This window comes from Devosia soli, assembly GCF_000970455.1.
GTDB lineage: Bacteria > Pseudomonadota > Alphaproteobacteria > Rhizobiales > Devosiaceae > Devosia > Devosia soli.
In genome coordinates, this window is sequence record NZ_LAJG01000005.1 from 361,506 (window position 1) to 377,332 (window position 15,827).

The 15,827-nt window shown below is 61.2% G+C and carries 14 protein-coding genes and 1 riboswitch; of the genes, 8 read left to right on the forward strand and 6 right to left on the reverse strand.

Going from position 1 to position 15,827, the window contains the following annotated elements:
- The first annotated feature begins 61 nt into the window (after nucleotides 1-61).
- The 8 genes from VW35_RS02530 (at nucleotide 62) to iolB (ending at nucleotide 10,707) form a co-directional block, all read left to right on the forward strand.
- The gene (locus VW35_RS02530) at nucleotides 62-2,065 is read left to right on the forward strand and encodes an aldo/keto reductase (RefSeq protein WP_046141406.1); all 2,004 of its coding nucleotides are present in this window, start codon (nucleotides 62-64) and stop codon (nucleotides 2,063-2,065) included.
- 284 nt (nucleotides 2,066-2,349) lie between these two features.
- A riboswitch (FMN riboswitch) is annotated at nucleotides 2,350-2,496 on the forward strand.
- Nucleotides 2,497-2,592: 96 nt separating this feature from the next.
- The gene (locus tag VW35_RS02535) at nucleotides 2,593-3,564 is read left to right on the forward strand and encodes a DMT family transporter (RefSeq protein ID WP_046141407.1); all 972 of its coding nucleotides are present in this window, start codon (nucleotides 2,593-2,595) and stop codon (nucleotides 3,562-3,564) included.
- Between the two features lie 80 nt (nucleotides 3,565-3,644).
- Nucleotides 3,645-4,484, forward strand: a complete 840-nt coding sequence (locus VW35_RS02540) for a MurR/RpiR family transcriptional regulator (RefSeq protein WP_046141408.1) — start codon at nucleotides 3,645-3,647, stop codon at nucleotides 4,482-4,484.
- Between the two features lie 92 nt (nucleotides 4,485-4,576).
- Nucleotides 4,577-6,475 (forward strand): bifunctional 5-dehydro-2-deoxygluconokinase/5-dehydro-2-deoxyphosphogluconate aldolase, encoded by a 1,899-nt coding sequence (locus tag VW35_RS02545; protein ID WP_244465809.1) that lies wholly within the window; start codon nucleotides 4,577-4,579, stop codon nucleotides 6,473-6,475.
- Nucleotides 6,476-6,695: 220 nt separating this feature from the next.
- Nucleotides 6,696-8,543: a 3D-(3,5/4)-trihydroxycyclohexane-1,2-dione acylhydrolase (decyclizing) gene (gene iolD, locus VW35_RS02550; protein WP_046141409.1), complete on the forward strand. Its 1,848-nt coding sequence runs from the start codon at nucleotides 6,696-6,698 to the stop codon at nucleotides 8,541-8,543.
- Between the two features lie 210 nt (nucleotides 8,544-8,753).
- A complete protein-coding gene (gene iolE, locus VW35_RS02555) occupies nucleotides 8,754-9,671 on the forward strand; it encodes a myo-inosose-2 dehydratase (RefSeq protein ID WP_046141410.1) in 918 nt (305 codons plus the stop codon).
- 39 nt (nucleotides 9,672-9,710) lie between these two features.
- The gene (locus VW35_RS02560) at nucleotides 9,711-9,962 is read left to right on the forward strand and encodes a hypothetical protein (RefSeq protein ID WP_046141411.1); all 252 of its coding nucleotides are present in this window, start codon (nucleotides 9,711-9,713) and stop codon (nucleotides 9,960-9,962) included.
- Complete coding sequence (gene iolB, locus VW35_RS02565) at nucleotides 9,907-10,707, forward strand: 5-deoxy-glucuronate isomerase (protein ID WP_046141412.1); 801 nt, start codon at nucleotides 9,907-9,909, stop codon at nucleotides 10,705-10,707. The genes VW35_RS02560 and iolB overlap by 56 nt, the downstream gene beginning before the upstream one ends.
- A 128-nt stretch (nucleotides 10,708-10,835) precedes the next feature.
- Here the strand turns inward: iolB and VW35_RS02570 are convergent, their stop codons facing one another.
- The 6 genes from VW35_RS02570 to plsX all read right to left on the reverse strand — a co-directional run bounded on the left by VW35_RS02570 (nucleotide 10,836) and on the right by plsX (nucleotide 15,809).
- Entirely contained in the window at nucleotides 10,836-11,303 is a 468-nt protein-coding gene (locus VW35_RS02570) for a hypothetical protein (RefSeq protein ID WP_046141413.1), read from the reverse strand.
- Nucleotides 11,304-11,460: 157 nt separating this feature from the next.
- A complete protein-coding gene (gene iolG / locus VW35_RS02575; RefSeq protein WP_046141414.1) occupies nucleotides 11,461-12,498 on the reverse strand; it encodes an inositol 2-dehydrogenase in 1,038 nt (345 codons plus the stop codon).
- A 264-nt stretch (nucleotides 12,499-12,762) separates the two neighbouring features.
- Nucleotides 12,763-13,218 (reverse strand): MerR family transcriptional regulator, encoded by a 456-nt coding sequence (locus tag VW35_RS02580; protein WP_046141415.1) that lies wholly within the window; start codon nucleotides 13,216-13,218, stop codon nucleotides 12,763-12,765.
- 27 nt (nucleotides 13,219-13,245) lie between these two features.
- Nucleotides 13,246-13,557 (reverse strand): integration host factor subunit alpha, encoded by a 312-nt coding sequence (locus VW35_RS02585; RefSeq protein ID WP_046141416.1) that lies wholly within the window; start codon nucleotides 13,555-13,557, stop codon nucleotides 13,246-13,248.
- 207 nt (nucleotides 13,558-13,764) lie between these two features.
- Nucleotides 13,765-14,742 carry a beta-ketoacyl-ACP synthase III gene (locus VW35_RS02590; protein ID WP_046141417.1) on the reverse strand — a complete coding sequence of 326 codons (978 nt, stop codon included), beginning with the start codon at nucleotides 14,740-14,742 and terminating at the stop codon, nucleotides 13,765-13,767.
- Complete coding sequence (gene plsX, locus VW35_RS02595) at nucleotides 14,739-15,809, reverse strand: phosphate acyltransferase PlsX (protein WP_046141694.1); 1,071 nt, start codon at nucleotides 15,807-15,809, stop codon at nucleotides 14,739-14,741. The genes VW35_RS02590 and plsX overlap by 4 nt, the downstream gene beginning before the upstream one ends.
- Nucleotides 15,810-15,827 lie beyond the last annotated feature (18 nt).

Here is a 15,827-nt window from a genome sequence, read left to right on the forward strand (position 1 = left end):
ATAGCGGTGCCGACTTCAAACGAACAAGCCGCCGGACCGGCAGGCTTTGCGAGGACTGACCATGACTGACAAGAAGATTCGCTGGGGCATCATCGGCCCGGGCAGCATCGCCAAGGCATTTCGCGGCGGCGTGAACGGTTCGGAGCACGGGGTGCTGGCGGCTATCGCGACGCGCGACCCGAGCAAGCCGAATCTCGCGACGGATTTTCCGGGCGTTCGTGTCGTTCATGGCTATGACGCGCTCTTGGCCGATCCCGAGATCGACGCCGTCTATATTGCCGTGCCGCATACAGGGCACGCTGAATGGGCGATCAAGGCGGCGGAAGCCGGCAAGCACGTGCTGGTCGAAAAGCCACTGGCGCTGTCGGCCCATGAAATCGACGCGGTTTTCCATGCGCACAAGAAGGCGGGCACCTTCGCCGGCGAAGCCTTCATGTATCGCCTCCATCCGCAGGTGAAGCAGCTCATCGAGCTCATCACGTCCGGTGCCATCGGCGAAGTCCGGATGATCCAGTCGAGCTTCGGCTTCTCGATGGGCAAGTTCCAGCCGCAGCACCGGCTTTTTGCTTCGGCACTGGCCGGCGGCGGCATTCTGGATGTTGGCGGGTATCCTGTTTCGATGGCGCGACTCATCGCCGGCGCGGCTATGGGCAAACCGTTTGCCGATCCAGTGAAAGTTGCAGGCACGGCAAAGCTCAATGATGAAGGGACGGACGATTGGGCAGCGGCCATCCTGACCTTCGAGAACGGCATCGTGGCGCAGGTGTCCTGCGCAGTGATGACCAACCTCGACAATGTGCTGCGCATCCATGGCTCCGAGGGCCGGATCGAGGTGCCTGATTTCTGGTTTGCCAATGGCAATCGCGACCAGGGGCTTGGCCGCATCGACATCATCAAGGGCGGCAAGACCGAGACGGTTTCGGTCAATGAAACGGCTCACGTCTATTCGTTCGAGGCCGATGCCGCCTCGCTCGCCATTCTCCAAGGCAAGCAGGAATTCCCGGCGCCCGGCATGACCTGGGCCGATAGCCTGGGCAATGCGCGCGTGCTCGACCAGTGGCGCAAGGATGCGGGGATCGAATATTCGGTAGAGAAATCGACCAATCGCATCAACACCATCGATAACCGCAAGCTCGGCCCGAATACCGGTGTCATTCCGAAGCGGTCGATCCCGGGCCTCAACAAGCCGGCGTCGGCCGTTGCCATGGGCTTTGAGGATTTCCGCACTTTCTCGTCGGGCGCGATCCTGCTCGATGCCTTCTGGGAACGCGGCGGCAATATCTTTGACACGGCCTTCATCTATGCGGGCGGCTATACCGAAAAGCTTTTCGGCGAATGGCAGAAGAGCCGCGGCGTGCGCGAAGAGGCCGTGGTGATCGGCAAGGGCGCGCACTCTCCGCTCGTTTATCCCGACGTCATCTCCAAGCAGCTGACGCAATCGCTCGATCGCCTGCAGACGGACTATGTCGACGTCTATTTCATGCACCGCGACAATACCGACGTACCGGTCGGTGAGTTCGTCGATGCCATGGATGCCGAGGTGAAGGCCGGGCGTATTCGCGGGCCGTTCGGCGGCTCGAACTGGACCAAGGAGCGCATGGACGAGGCGATCGCCTATGCCGAGCGCACCGGCAAGACCAAGCCGCAGGCGCTGTCCAACAATTTTGCCCTCGCCGAAATGCTCGATCCGATCTGGGCCGGTTGCGTGACCGCTTCGACCCCAGACTTCAAGCAGTGGCTGATCGACCGGCAGGTCACCAATTTCTCATGGTCGAGCCAGGCGCGCGGGTTCTTTACGGATCTTGCTGGCCGCGACAAGCGAGACAATGAGGAACTGGTTCGTGTCTGGTACAACGAGCAGAACTTTGGCCGCCGCGATCGGGCGATCGAGTTGGCCAAGCAGCTCGGGCATAATCCGATCCATGTGGCGCTGGCCTATGTGCTGGCCCAGCCCTTCCCCAGCGTGCCACTGATCGGGCCGCGTCGTCTGGTCGAACTCGAAGACAGCCTCAAGGCGTTCGAGATCAAGCTGACGCCGGAACAGGTGAAGTGGCTCGAAGGCTAACTGTCCGCATACCCTTGGTGCTGCACCCTCCCCTTGACGGGGAGGGTTGGGGAGCGGTGGTCACGAACTCGATTATCGTGGCTCCCGCACCCCCTCCCATCCTCCCCTATCAAGGGGGAGGTGTCGCGGCGGTGCTTGCCTCTTCATCCGGGAAAACTATTTCTCATCGCTTCGAAGAGAATTCATCCGCGCTGTTCAGCCAAAGAAGACAGTTTGTACCGGCTGACGTGGTTGCCAGGTCAGATGCCCTACCCTATCTTATTCATCGTGAGATTACGATCTCACGCTGTTCTCAGGGCGGGGTGAAACTCCCCACCGGCGGTAAGGCGGCAACGCCAAGCCCGCGAGCGCTTCCAGCTTGAGTTGGAAGGTCAGCAGATCCGGTGTGATTCCGGAGCCGACGGTTATAGTCCGGATGAAAGAGAAAGAGTTGGTAAGCGCTTGACGGCGCTCGCGTTTTGTCGCGAGCATGTCTCGTGGTCGCCTTCTCGTAACCCTGAGGAAACTGGTTACGGAAAGGACGACACATGAACCAGATTTCCTCGTCTACACACTCTGGTGCCGCTTCGGGCGCCGTTTTCATGCTCGCCGCAAGCCTCGCCTTTGCAGGCTCCAACACATTGCAAGCGGTTCTGCCGACGCCGATCGAATATGGCGGGTTCGGCATGAGTTCGACCGGTATGGCGTTCTGGCAATATGTCATCGCCTCGATCCTGGCATTGCCCATCATCATGCGCATTGGCCTGAGGAATTTGCGCACCAGCCATCCTATCGCGCACGAAATCCGCGCCTTTGCGTCGGCGCTGGGCGTGCACGTCTTCGTTTATGGCTTCGCTTCGGGAGTGCCGATATGGCAGATGGTGACCCTGCTCGCCACGGGGCCGTTGTTCATCATCCTCGGTTCTACCCTGTTTCTGGGCGAAAGAGCCTCGAGTGCTCGGATCGGCGCGGCGCTGACGGGCTTTGCCGGCGCGATCATCGTTTCGGGCGTGGGTGCTGAAGGGTTCACCTGGCAGACCTTCGTGCCGATTCTGGCGGCCGCACTTTGGGCAACGACGGACATCCTGACCAAATATCTGACGCGACAGGGAGAGAGCCCGGAAACGCTCACCATTTCGCTGCTCGTCTTGATTACGCCCAATCACCTCGCAATCCTATTGCTGGCTACGGCCTTTGCGTGGGCTCTGCCGGCGGGCGCGGCGCCGGGCTTCCCGTTTGCATTGCCTTCGGGCACTGGCCTCGTACTGCTCTTGCTGCTGGGGGCTTTGACGGGTGCAGCGCAGTATCTCCTGAGTTTTGCCTATCGCGCGGCCGATGCCACGTTCCTGCAACCGTTTGGCGATTTGAAGGTGCCTCTCGGAGCGATCGTGGGCTGGATCGTGCTAGGGCAGGTCCCGTCGATCTGGTTCTGGCCCGGCGCTGCGCTGATTATCCTCGCGTCGCTTTTCCTCTATCTCGTGGAAGGCCGCGATCGTCCGCCTCACTTTGCGGCAGCCTAGCGTTCCAACGCTAGAATAATTCTTCCAAATTTAGCGCCGGCAATGCGATATTGCCGGCGTTGCTATTTTGGGGGACGCGAATGGAGCGGGGAGAGATTTCAGCGGCGCCGAAGAATTTCGAGGTGTTGCGGGAGCTTATCCTCGAGCGGCGGCGCGAGCTGCCGAAGCGCCTGGCGCAGGTAGCGGCCTTTGCGCTCGATCATCCCGATGAGATCGCCTTTGGCACGGCGGCAAGCATTGCGGGCGCCGCAGAAGTGCAGCCATCAACGCTGGTCCGGTTTTCGCAAGCCTTTGGTTTCGATGGCTTTTCGGCGCTGCAAACGGTGTTTCGGGCGCGGTTGCGGGAGCGCAATTCGAGCTATGAAGACCGGTTGGCGGAGCTCGAAAGCGGGGACGCGGCGCCGGCGGGATCAGCTGCAATCCTGGGGTCCTTCATTGCCGCCGCGCATCGCAGCCTCGACAATCTGGGCACTGCAATCGACCCCAAACGCTTCGAATCCGCTACCATTACGTTAGCATCGGCGCGCACAATTCACCTTATTGCACGCCGGCGTAGCTATCCGATCGCGACCTACATGGCCTATGCGCTGTCGCAGCTCAAAATCCGCTGCCAGATCGCGGGGACGGCCTCGGGGATCGATGATGATCTGCTCGCCATGGCCGATCCGGGTGATGCAGCTTTTGCGATCAGCTTTTCATCCTATGCACCGGAGACGATCGCACAGGCTTCGGCGCTTGCGGCGCGGGGCATTCCTGTCGTGTCGTTGACCGACTCGGCATTTTCGCCATTGGCGGAATGTTCGACCGTTTGGTTCGAGCTAGTCGAAGCCGACCATGCCGGGTTCCGGTCACTCTCTGCGAGCATGGCTTTTGCAATGGCTCTGGCCGTCGCTATCGCGGAGGAACGGCGGCGGGGATGATTTTTGTAATGGAACAGAAATTCTATATTTGAACCGATTTGGAAGATGTGTTTCAATTCCTCCAACGATCAGCCGTTGCGGGAGGAATTTTGGTGACCACACAACAGACGCTCGATGTGATCACCATTGGCCGGGCCTCAGTGGATCTTTACGGCCAGCAGATCGGTACGCGGCTTGAGGATGTCGGCAGCTTCGCTAAATCCGTCGGCGGGTGCCCGACCAATATTTCTGTCGGCACGGCGCGGCTGGGGCTGAAATCGGCGCTGATCACGCGGGTCGGCAATGAGCAGATGGGCCGGTTTATTCGCGAGCAGTTGCAGCGCGAGGGGGTTGAAACTAAGGGCGTCGTGACCGACCTGGATCGGCTGACGGCGCTGGTGCTGCTTTCGGTCGAGAACGACAAATCATTCCCGCTGATTTTTTATCGCGACAACTGCGCCGATGCGGCGCTGGATGAAGGCGATATCGACGAGGATTTCATCCGCTCGGCCAAAGCCGTGCTGGTGACCGGCACGCACTTTGCCAAGCCCAACAGCGACGCGGCGCAGCGCAAGGCGATGCGGATCGCCAAGGCGAATGGCGGCAAGGTGGTTTTCGATATCGATTATCGGCCGAACCTTTGGGGACTGGCGGGCCATGATGCGGGCGATAGCCGCTATATCGCTTCGGACGAGGTGTCCAAGCACCTGCAAACGGTGCTGGCCGATTGTGACCTGATCGTCGGGACCGAGGAAGAGGTGCTGATTGCCTCGGGCGAAAGCGATCTGACCGCGGCGCTGAAGACTATCCGGTCCTATTCGAGCGGTACGATCGTGCTCAAGCGCGGGCCGATGGGATGCATCGTTTATGACGGGGAAATTCCGGACGATCTTGAAGACGGGATTGTCGGAAGGGGCTTTCCGATTGAAGTCTATAACGTGCTCGGGGCCGGCGACGCGTTCATGAGCGGGTTTTTGCGCGGATGGTTGCGCGGCGAGCCGCATGAGACGAGCGCGACCTGGGCCAATGCCTGCGGCGCTTTTGCGGTGAGCCGGCTGCTGTGTGCGCCGGAAATTCCGACATGGACGGAGCTCAACTATTTCCTCGAGCATGGCAGCAAGGAACGGGCGCTGCGCAAGGACGAGGCGATCAATCACGTGCATTGGGCGACGACGCGGCGGCGCGAGATTCCGAGCCTGCGGGCGCTGGCCATCGACCACCGGCTGCAGCTGGAAGACATGGCGGCGGGCGATGCGCAGAAGCTGGCGCGGATACCGGAGCTAAAAGTGTTGGCCGTAAGGGCGGCGGCGCAGGTGGCCGGCGGGCGCGATGGCTTTGGCATGCTGCTCGACGACAAATATGGGCGCGATGCGCTTTATGCGGCGAGTGTTATCCCGAATTTCTGGGTGGCCAAGCCCATCGAGCTGCCGGGATCGCGGCCGCTGCAGTTTGAGTTTACGCAGGATCTGGGGTCGCGGCTGGTCGAGTGGCCGGTGGATCACTGCATCAAGGTGCTGTGCTTCTATCATCCGGACGATACGGCCGAGTTGCGGCAGATGCAGATTGCGAAGCTACGCTCGGCATTCGATGCGGCGCGTAAGGTTGGGCGCGAATTGCTGGTCGAGATAATCGCGGGCAAGCATGGCGAGATCGATGATCGCACCGTGGCCCGGGCGATGAGCGATATCTATGCCGCCGGGATCAAGCCGGACTGGTGGAAGCTCGAAAGCCAGGATGAGAAGGCCTGGCGGCAGATCGACGCGACGATCGACGCCAATGACCCTTATTGCCGCGGTGTGGTTCTTCTCGGGCTCGATGCGCCGCAGGAGGAACTGATGGCTGGCTTCAAGGCGGCCAAGGGGGCAAAGTGGGTCAAGGGGTTTGCCGTAGGGCGGACGATTTTCGGCGATGCCGCGCGGGCGTGGCTCGATGGGCGGGTCGGCGACGACGAGGCCGTGGCGATGATGGCGGAGCGGTTTGGTGGGCTGGTTGCTGCTTGGGATGGGGTTTGAGGCGTACCCCCACCTAGCCTCCCCCTGGTAGGGCGAGGGACCTGCCGGTGGCGTACATGTTCGCGGCAAGAGCCGATGCGTCCCTCCCCCTCGCAGGGGGAGGATAGGTGGGGGTTGGGTAAGTGCCCCGCCCTCGTGGTTCGAGGCTACGCTGCGCTGCGCACCTCACCATGAGGGATACTGAATAGGTCTGCAAAGACCAAAAGAATGAGGAGTGGCCATGAGCCAGACGACTGTTCGATTGACGATGGCTCAGGCCGTGGCGCGGTTTCTTACCGCTCAAAAGACGGTGATTGCGGGCGAGACGGTGCCGATTTTTGGCGGGGTTTTTGCGATTTTTGGTCACGGCAACGTGGCCGGGGTGGGCGAGGCGCTATATGGCGTCAAGGAGGCGCTGCCGACCTATCGCGGGCAGAACGAGCAGAGCATGGCGCATGCGGCTATTGCTTATTCCAAAGCCAATTTCCGCCGCCGGTTCATGGCGGTGACGAGTTCGATCGGGCCCGGCGCGCTTAACATGGTGACGGCGGCAGCGCTGGCGCATGTGAACCGTATTCCCGTGCTGCTGCTGCCGGGCGATGTGTTCGCCAATCGGCTTCCGGACCCGGTGCTGCAGCAGGTCGAAAACTGGGCCGACGGCACGGTTTCGGCCAATGACTGTTTCCGCCCAGTGAGCCGCTATTTCGATCGAGTCACGCGGCCCGAGCAGATCATTCCGGCGCTCCGGCGCGCGATGCAGGTGCTGACGGACCCGGCTGAATGCGGGCCGGTGACGCTGAGCCTTTGCCAGGATACGCAGGCGGAAGCCTATGATTATCCCGAGAGCTTTTTTGCGGAAAAGGTCTGGATGCCGCGGCGGATCATGCCGGATGCGGACGAATTCGCGACCGCAGCGGCCGCGCTGAAGCTGGCGAAGAAGCCGGTGATCATCGCGGGCGGCGGCGTGCTTTACTCGGAAGCGACGGAAAGCCTTGCGGCTTTTGCCGAAGAGCACGGCATTCCGGTGATGGAGACGCAGGCGGGCAAGAGCGCCCTGCCCCATGACCATGAACTCAATATGGGCTCGGTCGGCGTGACGGGTTCGTCGGCATCCAACATCCTGGCTGAAGAGGCCGATGTGGTGCTGGCGGTCGGCACGCGCCTGCAGGATTTTACCACGGGCTCGTGGGCGCTTTTCAAGAACGAGAATGTGCGGGTAATCGGTCTCAACGTGCAGCCGTTCGACGCGCACAAGCACAATGCGCTGCCGCTTGTGGCGGATGCTCGTGTGGGACTTGAAGCGCTGGATGCCGCACTGATGGGTTGGCAGGTTGATCCCGATTGGACGTATAAAGCCTTGCGCGGCAAGGAAGATTGGATCAAGGACGCCGATGCGGCGCGCGCGGCGACCAATGCCGAACTGCCGTCGGACGCGCAGGTGATCGGCGCCGTGCAGCGTGGGCGGACCAAGGCGACGCTGGTCTGCGCCTCGGGCGGTCTACCGGGCGAATTGCACAAGCTGTGGCGCGCCGATGCGCCGGGCAGCTATCATCTCGATTATGGTTTTTCGACCATGGGCTATGAAATTGCCGGTGGGCTCGGCGTCAAGTTGGCGCGGCCGGAGGACGATGTCGTCGTCATGGTCGGGGACGGCTCGTACCTGATGATGAATTCGGAGATCGTCAGCGCAGTGATGATGGGTGTGTCGCTGACCATCGTGCTGCTCGACAATTCAGGCTTTGGCTGCATCAACCGGCTGCAGATGGCGACCGGCGGGGCGAACTTCAACAACCTCTTCCGCGACACTTATCATGTCGAAATGCCGAACGTAGACTTTGCGGCGCATGCGGCATCCATGGGCGCTGTGGCAAAGAAGGTGGGTTCGGTGGCGGAGCTTGAGGCCGAGCTGGCGGCGAGCGAAGGCCAGGGCGGCGTGCGGGTGTTTGTCATTGATACCGATCCGCTGATCACCACGGATGCCGGGGGGCATTGGTGGGATGTGGCGGTGCCGGAGGTGAGCGATCGGCCGACGGTAAATGCGGCGCGCGAGGGATATGTGAAGGCGCTCGCGGCGCAGCGGATTGGGTAGTCACTAGCCTATAGTGGTCGTCACCACCGGGCTTGTCCCGGTGGTCGATGCGGAGGCGAGATGCATTGCCCAGACAGGCCGGGCAATGACGATGAAATGAGAGAATCGAGCGCGGGGAGAGATACCCCTCACCCTGATTTTCGCTGAAAGCGAAAAATCTGTCCCTCTCCCGCGAGGGGCGAGGGAGGTGCGGTGGATGAGGAGACAAGAATGAAAGCCAAGCTTGGGATGTCGCCGATCGCGTGGTGGAACGATGATCTGGTGGAGCTCAGCGATGATGTGTCGCTTGAAGAATGCCTGCGCCAGTCGCGGTCGGCGGGATTTACCGGCATGGAGAAAGGGCGGCGGTTTCCGGATGATCCGGAGGTGATGCTGCCGATACTGCGCGCTGCCGACGTGACGCTCTGTGGCGGGTGGTTCTCGGGGACGCTGATTGAGGAAGAGCTGACGGCAAACAAGGACCGCATTCTGCCGATGATCGAATTGTTCAAGGCGGTCGATGCGCCTTGCATCGTTTATGGCGAAGTGGGGCGGTCGATCCAGGGCAAGCGGAATGTGCCGCTGGCGCAGAAGCCGAAGCTTTCGGACGACGAGATGAAGGCCTATGGGCGCAAGGTGACGCAATTTGGTGAATGGTGCGCCGAGCAGGGCATGCCGCTGAGCTATCATCATCATATGGCGGCCGTGGTTGAGACCGAGCCGGAGTTGGATGCGTTCATGGCAGCTTCAGGAGAAGGCATTCCGCTGTTGCTTGATGCGGGGCACCTTGCTTTTGCAGGCGGCGATCCGCTGCGCGCGATCGACAAGCACCATACACGCATCAACCACGTGCATGTGAAGGATATTCGCCGCGCCGTGGTCGATGGGCTGGATCGGACCCAGCAGAGCTTTTTGGACGCCGTGGCGCTGGGGGCATTCACCGTGCCGGGGGATGGCTCGCTCGACTTTGGCGCGATTGTGCAGCGGCTGGCCGATCACGGCTATGAGGGCTGGTTTGTCGTCGAGGCCGAGCAGGATCCGAAGAAGAACCCGCCGCTCAAAATGGCGCAGGTGGGGCATAAGGAGCTGATGCGGGTGATGACGGCGGCGGGCTACACCGTCGAGACGCAAGGTTTTCCCAACGCGTGACATTTGCTAAGGCATGCGCCAGCTCGGAAGGATTGGCGCATGGCTCTCAAGGAAAACGATCTGAACTGGTTCCGACCACTCTGGCGGCGTGTTGCCATCGTGGTGTTCCTGACGGCCTGGCTGATCTGGGAGGTGGTCTGGACCAAGGAAACGCTGTGGATGGTGCTGGTGGGCGCGGCCCTTGCCTATTCACTCTGGAATTTCTTCTATGCCTTCCCCAAGGAGGAGCCAAAGAATGAGCAAATCCCCCCTGCTGGTCCGATCGACGGCGACGAGCGGCAAGATCCATGATGTGACGCCGGCTTCGGCCGGCTGGACGCATGTCGGGTTTGGGCTGCACAAGCTGAAACCGGGCGAGGCCTATGGCGAGGCGACGGGCGAGCGCGAGGTATGCCTGGTGCTGGTTTCCGGCAAGGGGCGCTTTGCCGTCGACGGCGAGGATTTTGGCGAGCTCGGCGAGCGGATGAGCCCGTTCGAGGGCGCGCCTTGGGCGCTTTATGTGCCGGCGGGGCGAGACTGGGCTGTCGATGCGACGACGGACCTGGAACTCGCAGTGTGTTCGGCGCCGGGCGGCGGGAATTTTCATGCCAAGGTCATTCCGCCGGGGACGCATCCGCGGATTTCTCGCGGCAAGGGCGCTAATGTCAGGCATGTCTACAACATCATGCCGGAGGACGATGGCTCGGCCAATGCGCTCCTGGTCGTTGAAGTGATTACGCCGCAAGGCAATACTTCGTCCTATCCGCCGCATAAGCATGATCAGGACAATCTTCCGCACGAGAGTTTTCTCGAAGAGACCTATTATCATCGCATGAACCCGCCGCAGGGGTTCGCCTTCCAGCGCGTGTTCACCGATGACCGGAGCCTCGATGAAGCGATGGCGATCGAGGATGGGGATGTCACCCTGGTGCCGCGGGGATACCACCCGGTGGCGACGACGGCGGGGTATGATCTTTATTATCTCAACGTCATGGCTGGGCCGAAGCGGGTGTGGAAGTTTTACAATGCGCCCGAACATGAGTGGATGTTGAAGTAGGGCTTCTATCCCAGACTCCGTCATTGCCCGGTTTATCCGGGCAATCCAGTTCGCGATGGCATGGACCACCGAGACAAGCCCGGTGGTGACGGTGGCAGTGAGGCGTTCGAGCTTGACGCCGCGAAGTGCTAATCGAGCATATTTTCCGGAGCTGTGCCGTCGGTGAGGAAGGAGAAGGTGTAAGTTGTGCCTTTGGTGTCGGTTGCCTCGCAGGTGTATTGTGCGGGGCCGGCGGTGGGATCTCCGGCGAGGAGGCACTTTCCCAAGGCTTTTCGGTCGACATTGTTGTTGCCACTGCCGTCTTCGCCTTTGGTGATTTGATCAACAGCGAGTGCGAGATTGCCGTTTTCGGCGCTGGCTGGCCCGCTGAGGACGAAGAAGCGGCCGTTTGGATCGTCGGTCCAGATGGAGAGGTCCATGCGGCTATCGGTATAGACCACCTGCATGACTTCGCCCGAGCAGAGGCTGGTCAGGTTTTCGTTGCCGACAAGAAAGCTCTGACAGGTGCCGCGGAGGGTGAAGACCGAATGGGGTTCGGCGCTTTGGGCGGTGGGGGACATCAGCAGGAGGCCGGTCACTAGGGGCAGGAATTTCATGGGCTCACAGGGCTTTGGGCCCGTCAATTGTCCAAATGAAAAAGGGCGCTGTGGTGGCGCCCTTCTTGTTTCCAAGTTTGCCGGCTCCCGATGATGGATTGCCGGGACAAGCCCGGCGATGACGACGGGGAGGATGGATGGAAGCTGCCCGCTTGCGTCAGCGGCCCTGGAACACGCTCTTGTCGGCCATGACGCCGGTGATCTCGCTCACTTTGACCGCCCTGCCCTCTTTCACCGATTTCAGCGCGGCATCGGCCAATGCAAGCGCTATGAGACCATCGGTGCCGCTGGGGGATGCCGGGGATTTGGATTCGACAAAATCGATGAAGCTCGAGATTTCGCGGGCATAGGCTTCGGTGTAGCGGGTCATGAAGAAGTCGTGGAGCGGCGGGCGGGTATAGCCCGAGGCATTGGCGACTTCGATCGAGACGGGGCGCTGGTTTTCGATGGCGACGGCGCCCTTGGAGCCATGCACTTCGACGCGCTGATCATAGCCATAAGTGGCGCGGCGGGAATTGGAGATGGTCGCGTGCTTGCCCGAGGCCGTCGAGAGCATGACTGAAACGCTGTCATAATCGCCGGCGGCGCCGATGGCCGGGTCGACGAGGACAGAGCCCTGGGCGGTAACGGTTTCGATCTCTTCGCCCAGCATGAAGCGGGCAATGTCGAAGTCGTGGATGGTCATATCGCGGAAAATGCCGCCCGAGCGCTTGATGTAGTCGACGCCCGGCGCGCCGGGATCGCGCGAGGTGATGGTCACCATTTCGACGGCGCCGACCTGGCCTTCCTCGATCGCCTGCTTGACGGCCTGGAAGTGCGGATCGAAGCGGCGGTTGAAGCCGACCATTAGGGTCGCGCCGGTTTCGTCGACGACGCGGAGACAGGCTTTGACGCGCTCGACATCGAGGTCGACTGGTTTTTCGCAGAAGATCGCCTTGCCGGCGCGGGCGAAGCGCTCGATCAGATCGGCATGGGTGTCAGTGGGGGTACAGATGACCACGGCGTCGATATCGGCGGCGGATTCTATGGCTTCAATGGTGCGGACTTCGGCGCCGTACTGGGTTGCAATGGCATTGGCCGCATCAGCCATTGGGTCGGCGACGGCGGCGAGCTTTGCCTTGGGATTGGAGCCAATGGCCTTGGCGTGAACCTTGCCAATGCGGCCGGCGCCGAGAAGGCCAAAACGAACGGTCATAGGGGTACCTCCACCCGAAATTGCTGTGGAATGAATAGGCGATTTTTCAAGCGGATGGAATGAGAATTCTACCTAATCGAGCGGGGGTTCTGCATCCGTTTGACCGGCCCCTGCGCTCTTCATTGCGGGGGCGTGTCCGGCGATCCATCGCGCCGCCACATAGACTACCCGGACAAGCTAGGTAGTGACGAAAGAGCGGATAGGTCGGCATCGCGCTGCGTATGCATCTGGCTATGAGACCTCTTCGGGGTCTCCTCTGTGCTCTTAGTTTTCCCGCGCCCGCTCAAGGATACGCTTGCATTCGAGGAGTTCGCGGAGAACTTCGGAGAGCTTGTTGCGCGAGTCTTCATCGAGCGCCGGATCGGCGGTCATCACGGCTTCTTCGATCTCGGCTTCGTCGGCGGCGGCCTGGGCTTCCTCGATGAGGGGGATAATCTCGTCGAGGCCTTTGCCTTCGCCGACGGCGATGACATAGCGCGGGCCCTGATCCTTGAGGATCTTTTGCACGCCCTTGATGGTAAAGCCTTGATCGTAAAGCAGATGCCGGATGCCGCGGAGCAGCATCACGTCTTCGGGGCGATAATAGCGGCGCCCGCCCCCACGCTTCAGGGGGCGAATGGTCGCGAAGCGGGTTTCCCAGAATCGGAGCACGTGCTGAGGAAGATCAAGTTCCTCGGCGGCCTCAGAAATTGTCCGGAAGGCGTCTGGCGACTTGTCCAAACCGCTGTGCCCCTCAGTAAGAAAGCCTTACTTTTCAGCGGCAACCATAGACTTGTTGATTTTGGACTTCAACACGTTGCTGGGTTTGAACACAAGAACCTGGCGGGGAGAGATCGGGACTTCCTCGCCGGTCTTTGGATTGCGCCCGATGCGCTCGTTTTTCGAGCGGACCTGGAACGATCCGAAGGAGGAAAGTTTCACATTGGCCCCGGTAATCAGCGCCTCCGTGATGAGTTCGAGAACGCGCTCGACCAATTCGGCCGACTCGGTTCGCGATAGACCCACAGTTCCGTAAACCGCTTCCGCAAGGTCGGCCCGCGTTACCGTCTTCTGCGTCATTCGCACCCCCGTGGTTAGGACTGACTTTCCAAGCCAGCGTGATATTTTTTCTTGCGCTGTTGCCGCCCTGACGATGCAGATTGGCAGGAAAACCTTCCTTCGATCGACGTAGCCACGGCAGCTCCGTGCCAGGCTTCAACGCCGGGTTCCTCCGCCCGGAGGAACACTAACCCCCTGAAACGCTTGAGGTCAATCGGCTCAGTTGCCTTACCAACGAATGAGCGAGGCCCCCCAGGTAAAGCCGCCACCCATAGCTTCGAGCATGACCAGATCACCCTGCTTGATACGTCCGTCGCCCACCGCCACGCTCAAGGCAAGCGGCACGGAAGCGGCGGAGGTATTGGCGTGGATATCAACGGTCATGACGACTTTTTCGGGCGGCAGGCCAAGCTTCTGCCCTGCCCCATCGATGATGCGCTTGTTGGCCTGGTGCGGGACGAACCAATCGAGGTCGTCGACCGTGTGGCCGCTCTGCTCGAGCGTCTTGTAGACGACATCGGTGATCTTGCCGACCGCGTGGCGGAAGACTTCTGGGCCCTGCATGTGAACATGGCCCGCCGTACCGGTCGAGGACGGGCCGCCATCGACATAGAGCTTATCCCAATGATGCCCATCGGAACGGAGCGCCGAAGCGATGATGCCGCGTTCGGGTTCGCCGTCGGCCAGCTCGACACGCTCGAGAATCATGGCGCCCGCGCCATCGCCGAAAAGCACGCAGGTGGTGCGGTCGGTCCAATCGAGGAGGCGGGTGAAGGTCTCGGCGCCGATAACCAGCGCGCGTTTGGCAAGACCGTTCTTGAGATAGGAATCGGCGGTGGTAACGCCATAGACAAAACCGGAGCACACCGCCTGCACGTCGAAGGCAAAGCCATGGTGCATGCCGAGCTTCATCTGCACGAGCGTTGCAGCGGCGGGAAAGGTGTAATCAGGGGTGGTCGTCGCAACGATGATCAGGTCGATATCGTCGGGCGTCAGGCCGGCATTATCGAGCGCAGCCCTCGCGGCGGCTGTCGCGAGGTCGGAGGTGAACTCACCCTCGGCCGCGACGTGCCGCTCCTTGATGCCGACGCGCTGCTGAATCCACTCATCGGACGTATCGACCGTCTTGGCCAATTCCGCGTTGGTGACGATCTTCTGGGGCAGGTAGCTTCCGACCCCACGCACAATGGAACGAACTCTGGTCACGCCGACTTGGCCTCGGAATCAGACGGCAGCTCCGGAGGTGCCGTGTTGACAGGAAAACGCTGCATGGTATCGCCGATCTTGTCGATCAGACGGCTGCGCGCCATTTCATAGGCCAAGCCCAGGGCACTCTTGTAGCCCACTTCGTCCGTGCCGCCATGCGATTTTATAACGATGCCATTCAGACCCATGAACACCCCGCCATTGACGGTGCGCGGGTCCATCTTGCGGCGCAGGGCATTGAGGGCGGAACTGGCAAAGAAGGCGCCGAGCATGCTGACCCAGTTCGCCTTGAGCGCGGTGCGCAGATAAGACGCGACCTGGCGGGCCGTGCCCTCGGCGGTCTTGAGCGCGATGTTGCCGACAAAGCCTTCGGTGACGACGACGTCGACCGTGCCCTTGCCGATATCATCGCCTTCGACGAAGCCATGATAGGTGAAGCCGGCGCCCGAGGCCTGTTGCAGGATTTTCCCCGCTTCCTTGATGTAGTCGAGGCCCTTCACTTCCTCGGTGCCGACATTGAGAAGGCCGACCGTGGGCGACTCGGCGTCGAAGAGCGAACGGGCAAGCGCCGATCCGAGAATGGCATAATCGACAAGCTGGCGCGCGTCGGCGCCGATGGTCGCGCCCATATCGAGAACGATGATATCCGAGCGTAAGGTCGGCCAGATGGCGGCGATGCCGGGCCGGGAAATGCCTTCCATGGGGCGGAGGCAGAAAGTTGCCATGGCCATGAGCGCGCCGGTATTGCCGCCGGAAATGGCGACATCGGCCTCCCCATCCTTGACCGCCTGGATCGCCATCCACATGGAGGAAACGTTCTTGCCCTTGCGCAGCGCCTGGCTCGGCTTTTCGTCCATGGCGATCACGGCCTCGCAATGACGAACCGTGCTGGCGGGCTTGAGCTTGGGAAACTCGTCGAGCAGCGGGTCAATCTGCTCTTTGCGGCCATGGAAGATGAAGCGGATATTCTTCCGCTCGCGCAAGGCGAGATCTGCCCCGTGGATGACTGCGCGCGGGGCGTGGTCGCCGCCCATGGCATCCACGGAAATCGTTATGGAATCGGTCATTTCAGCCCGTTTTTCGGC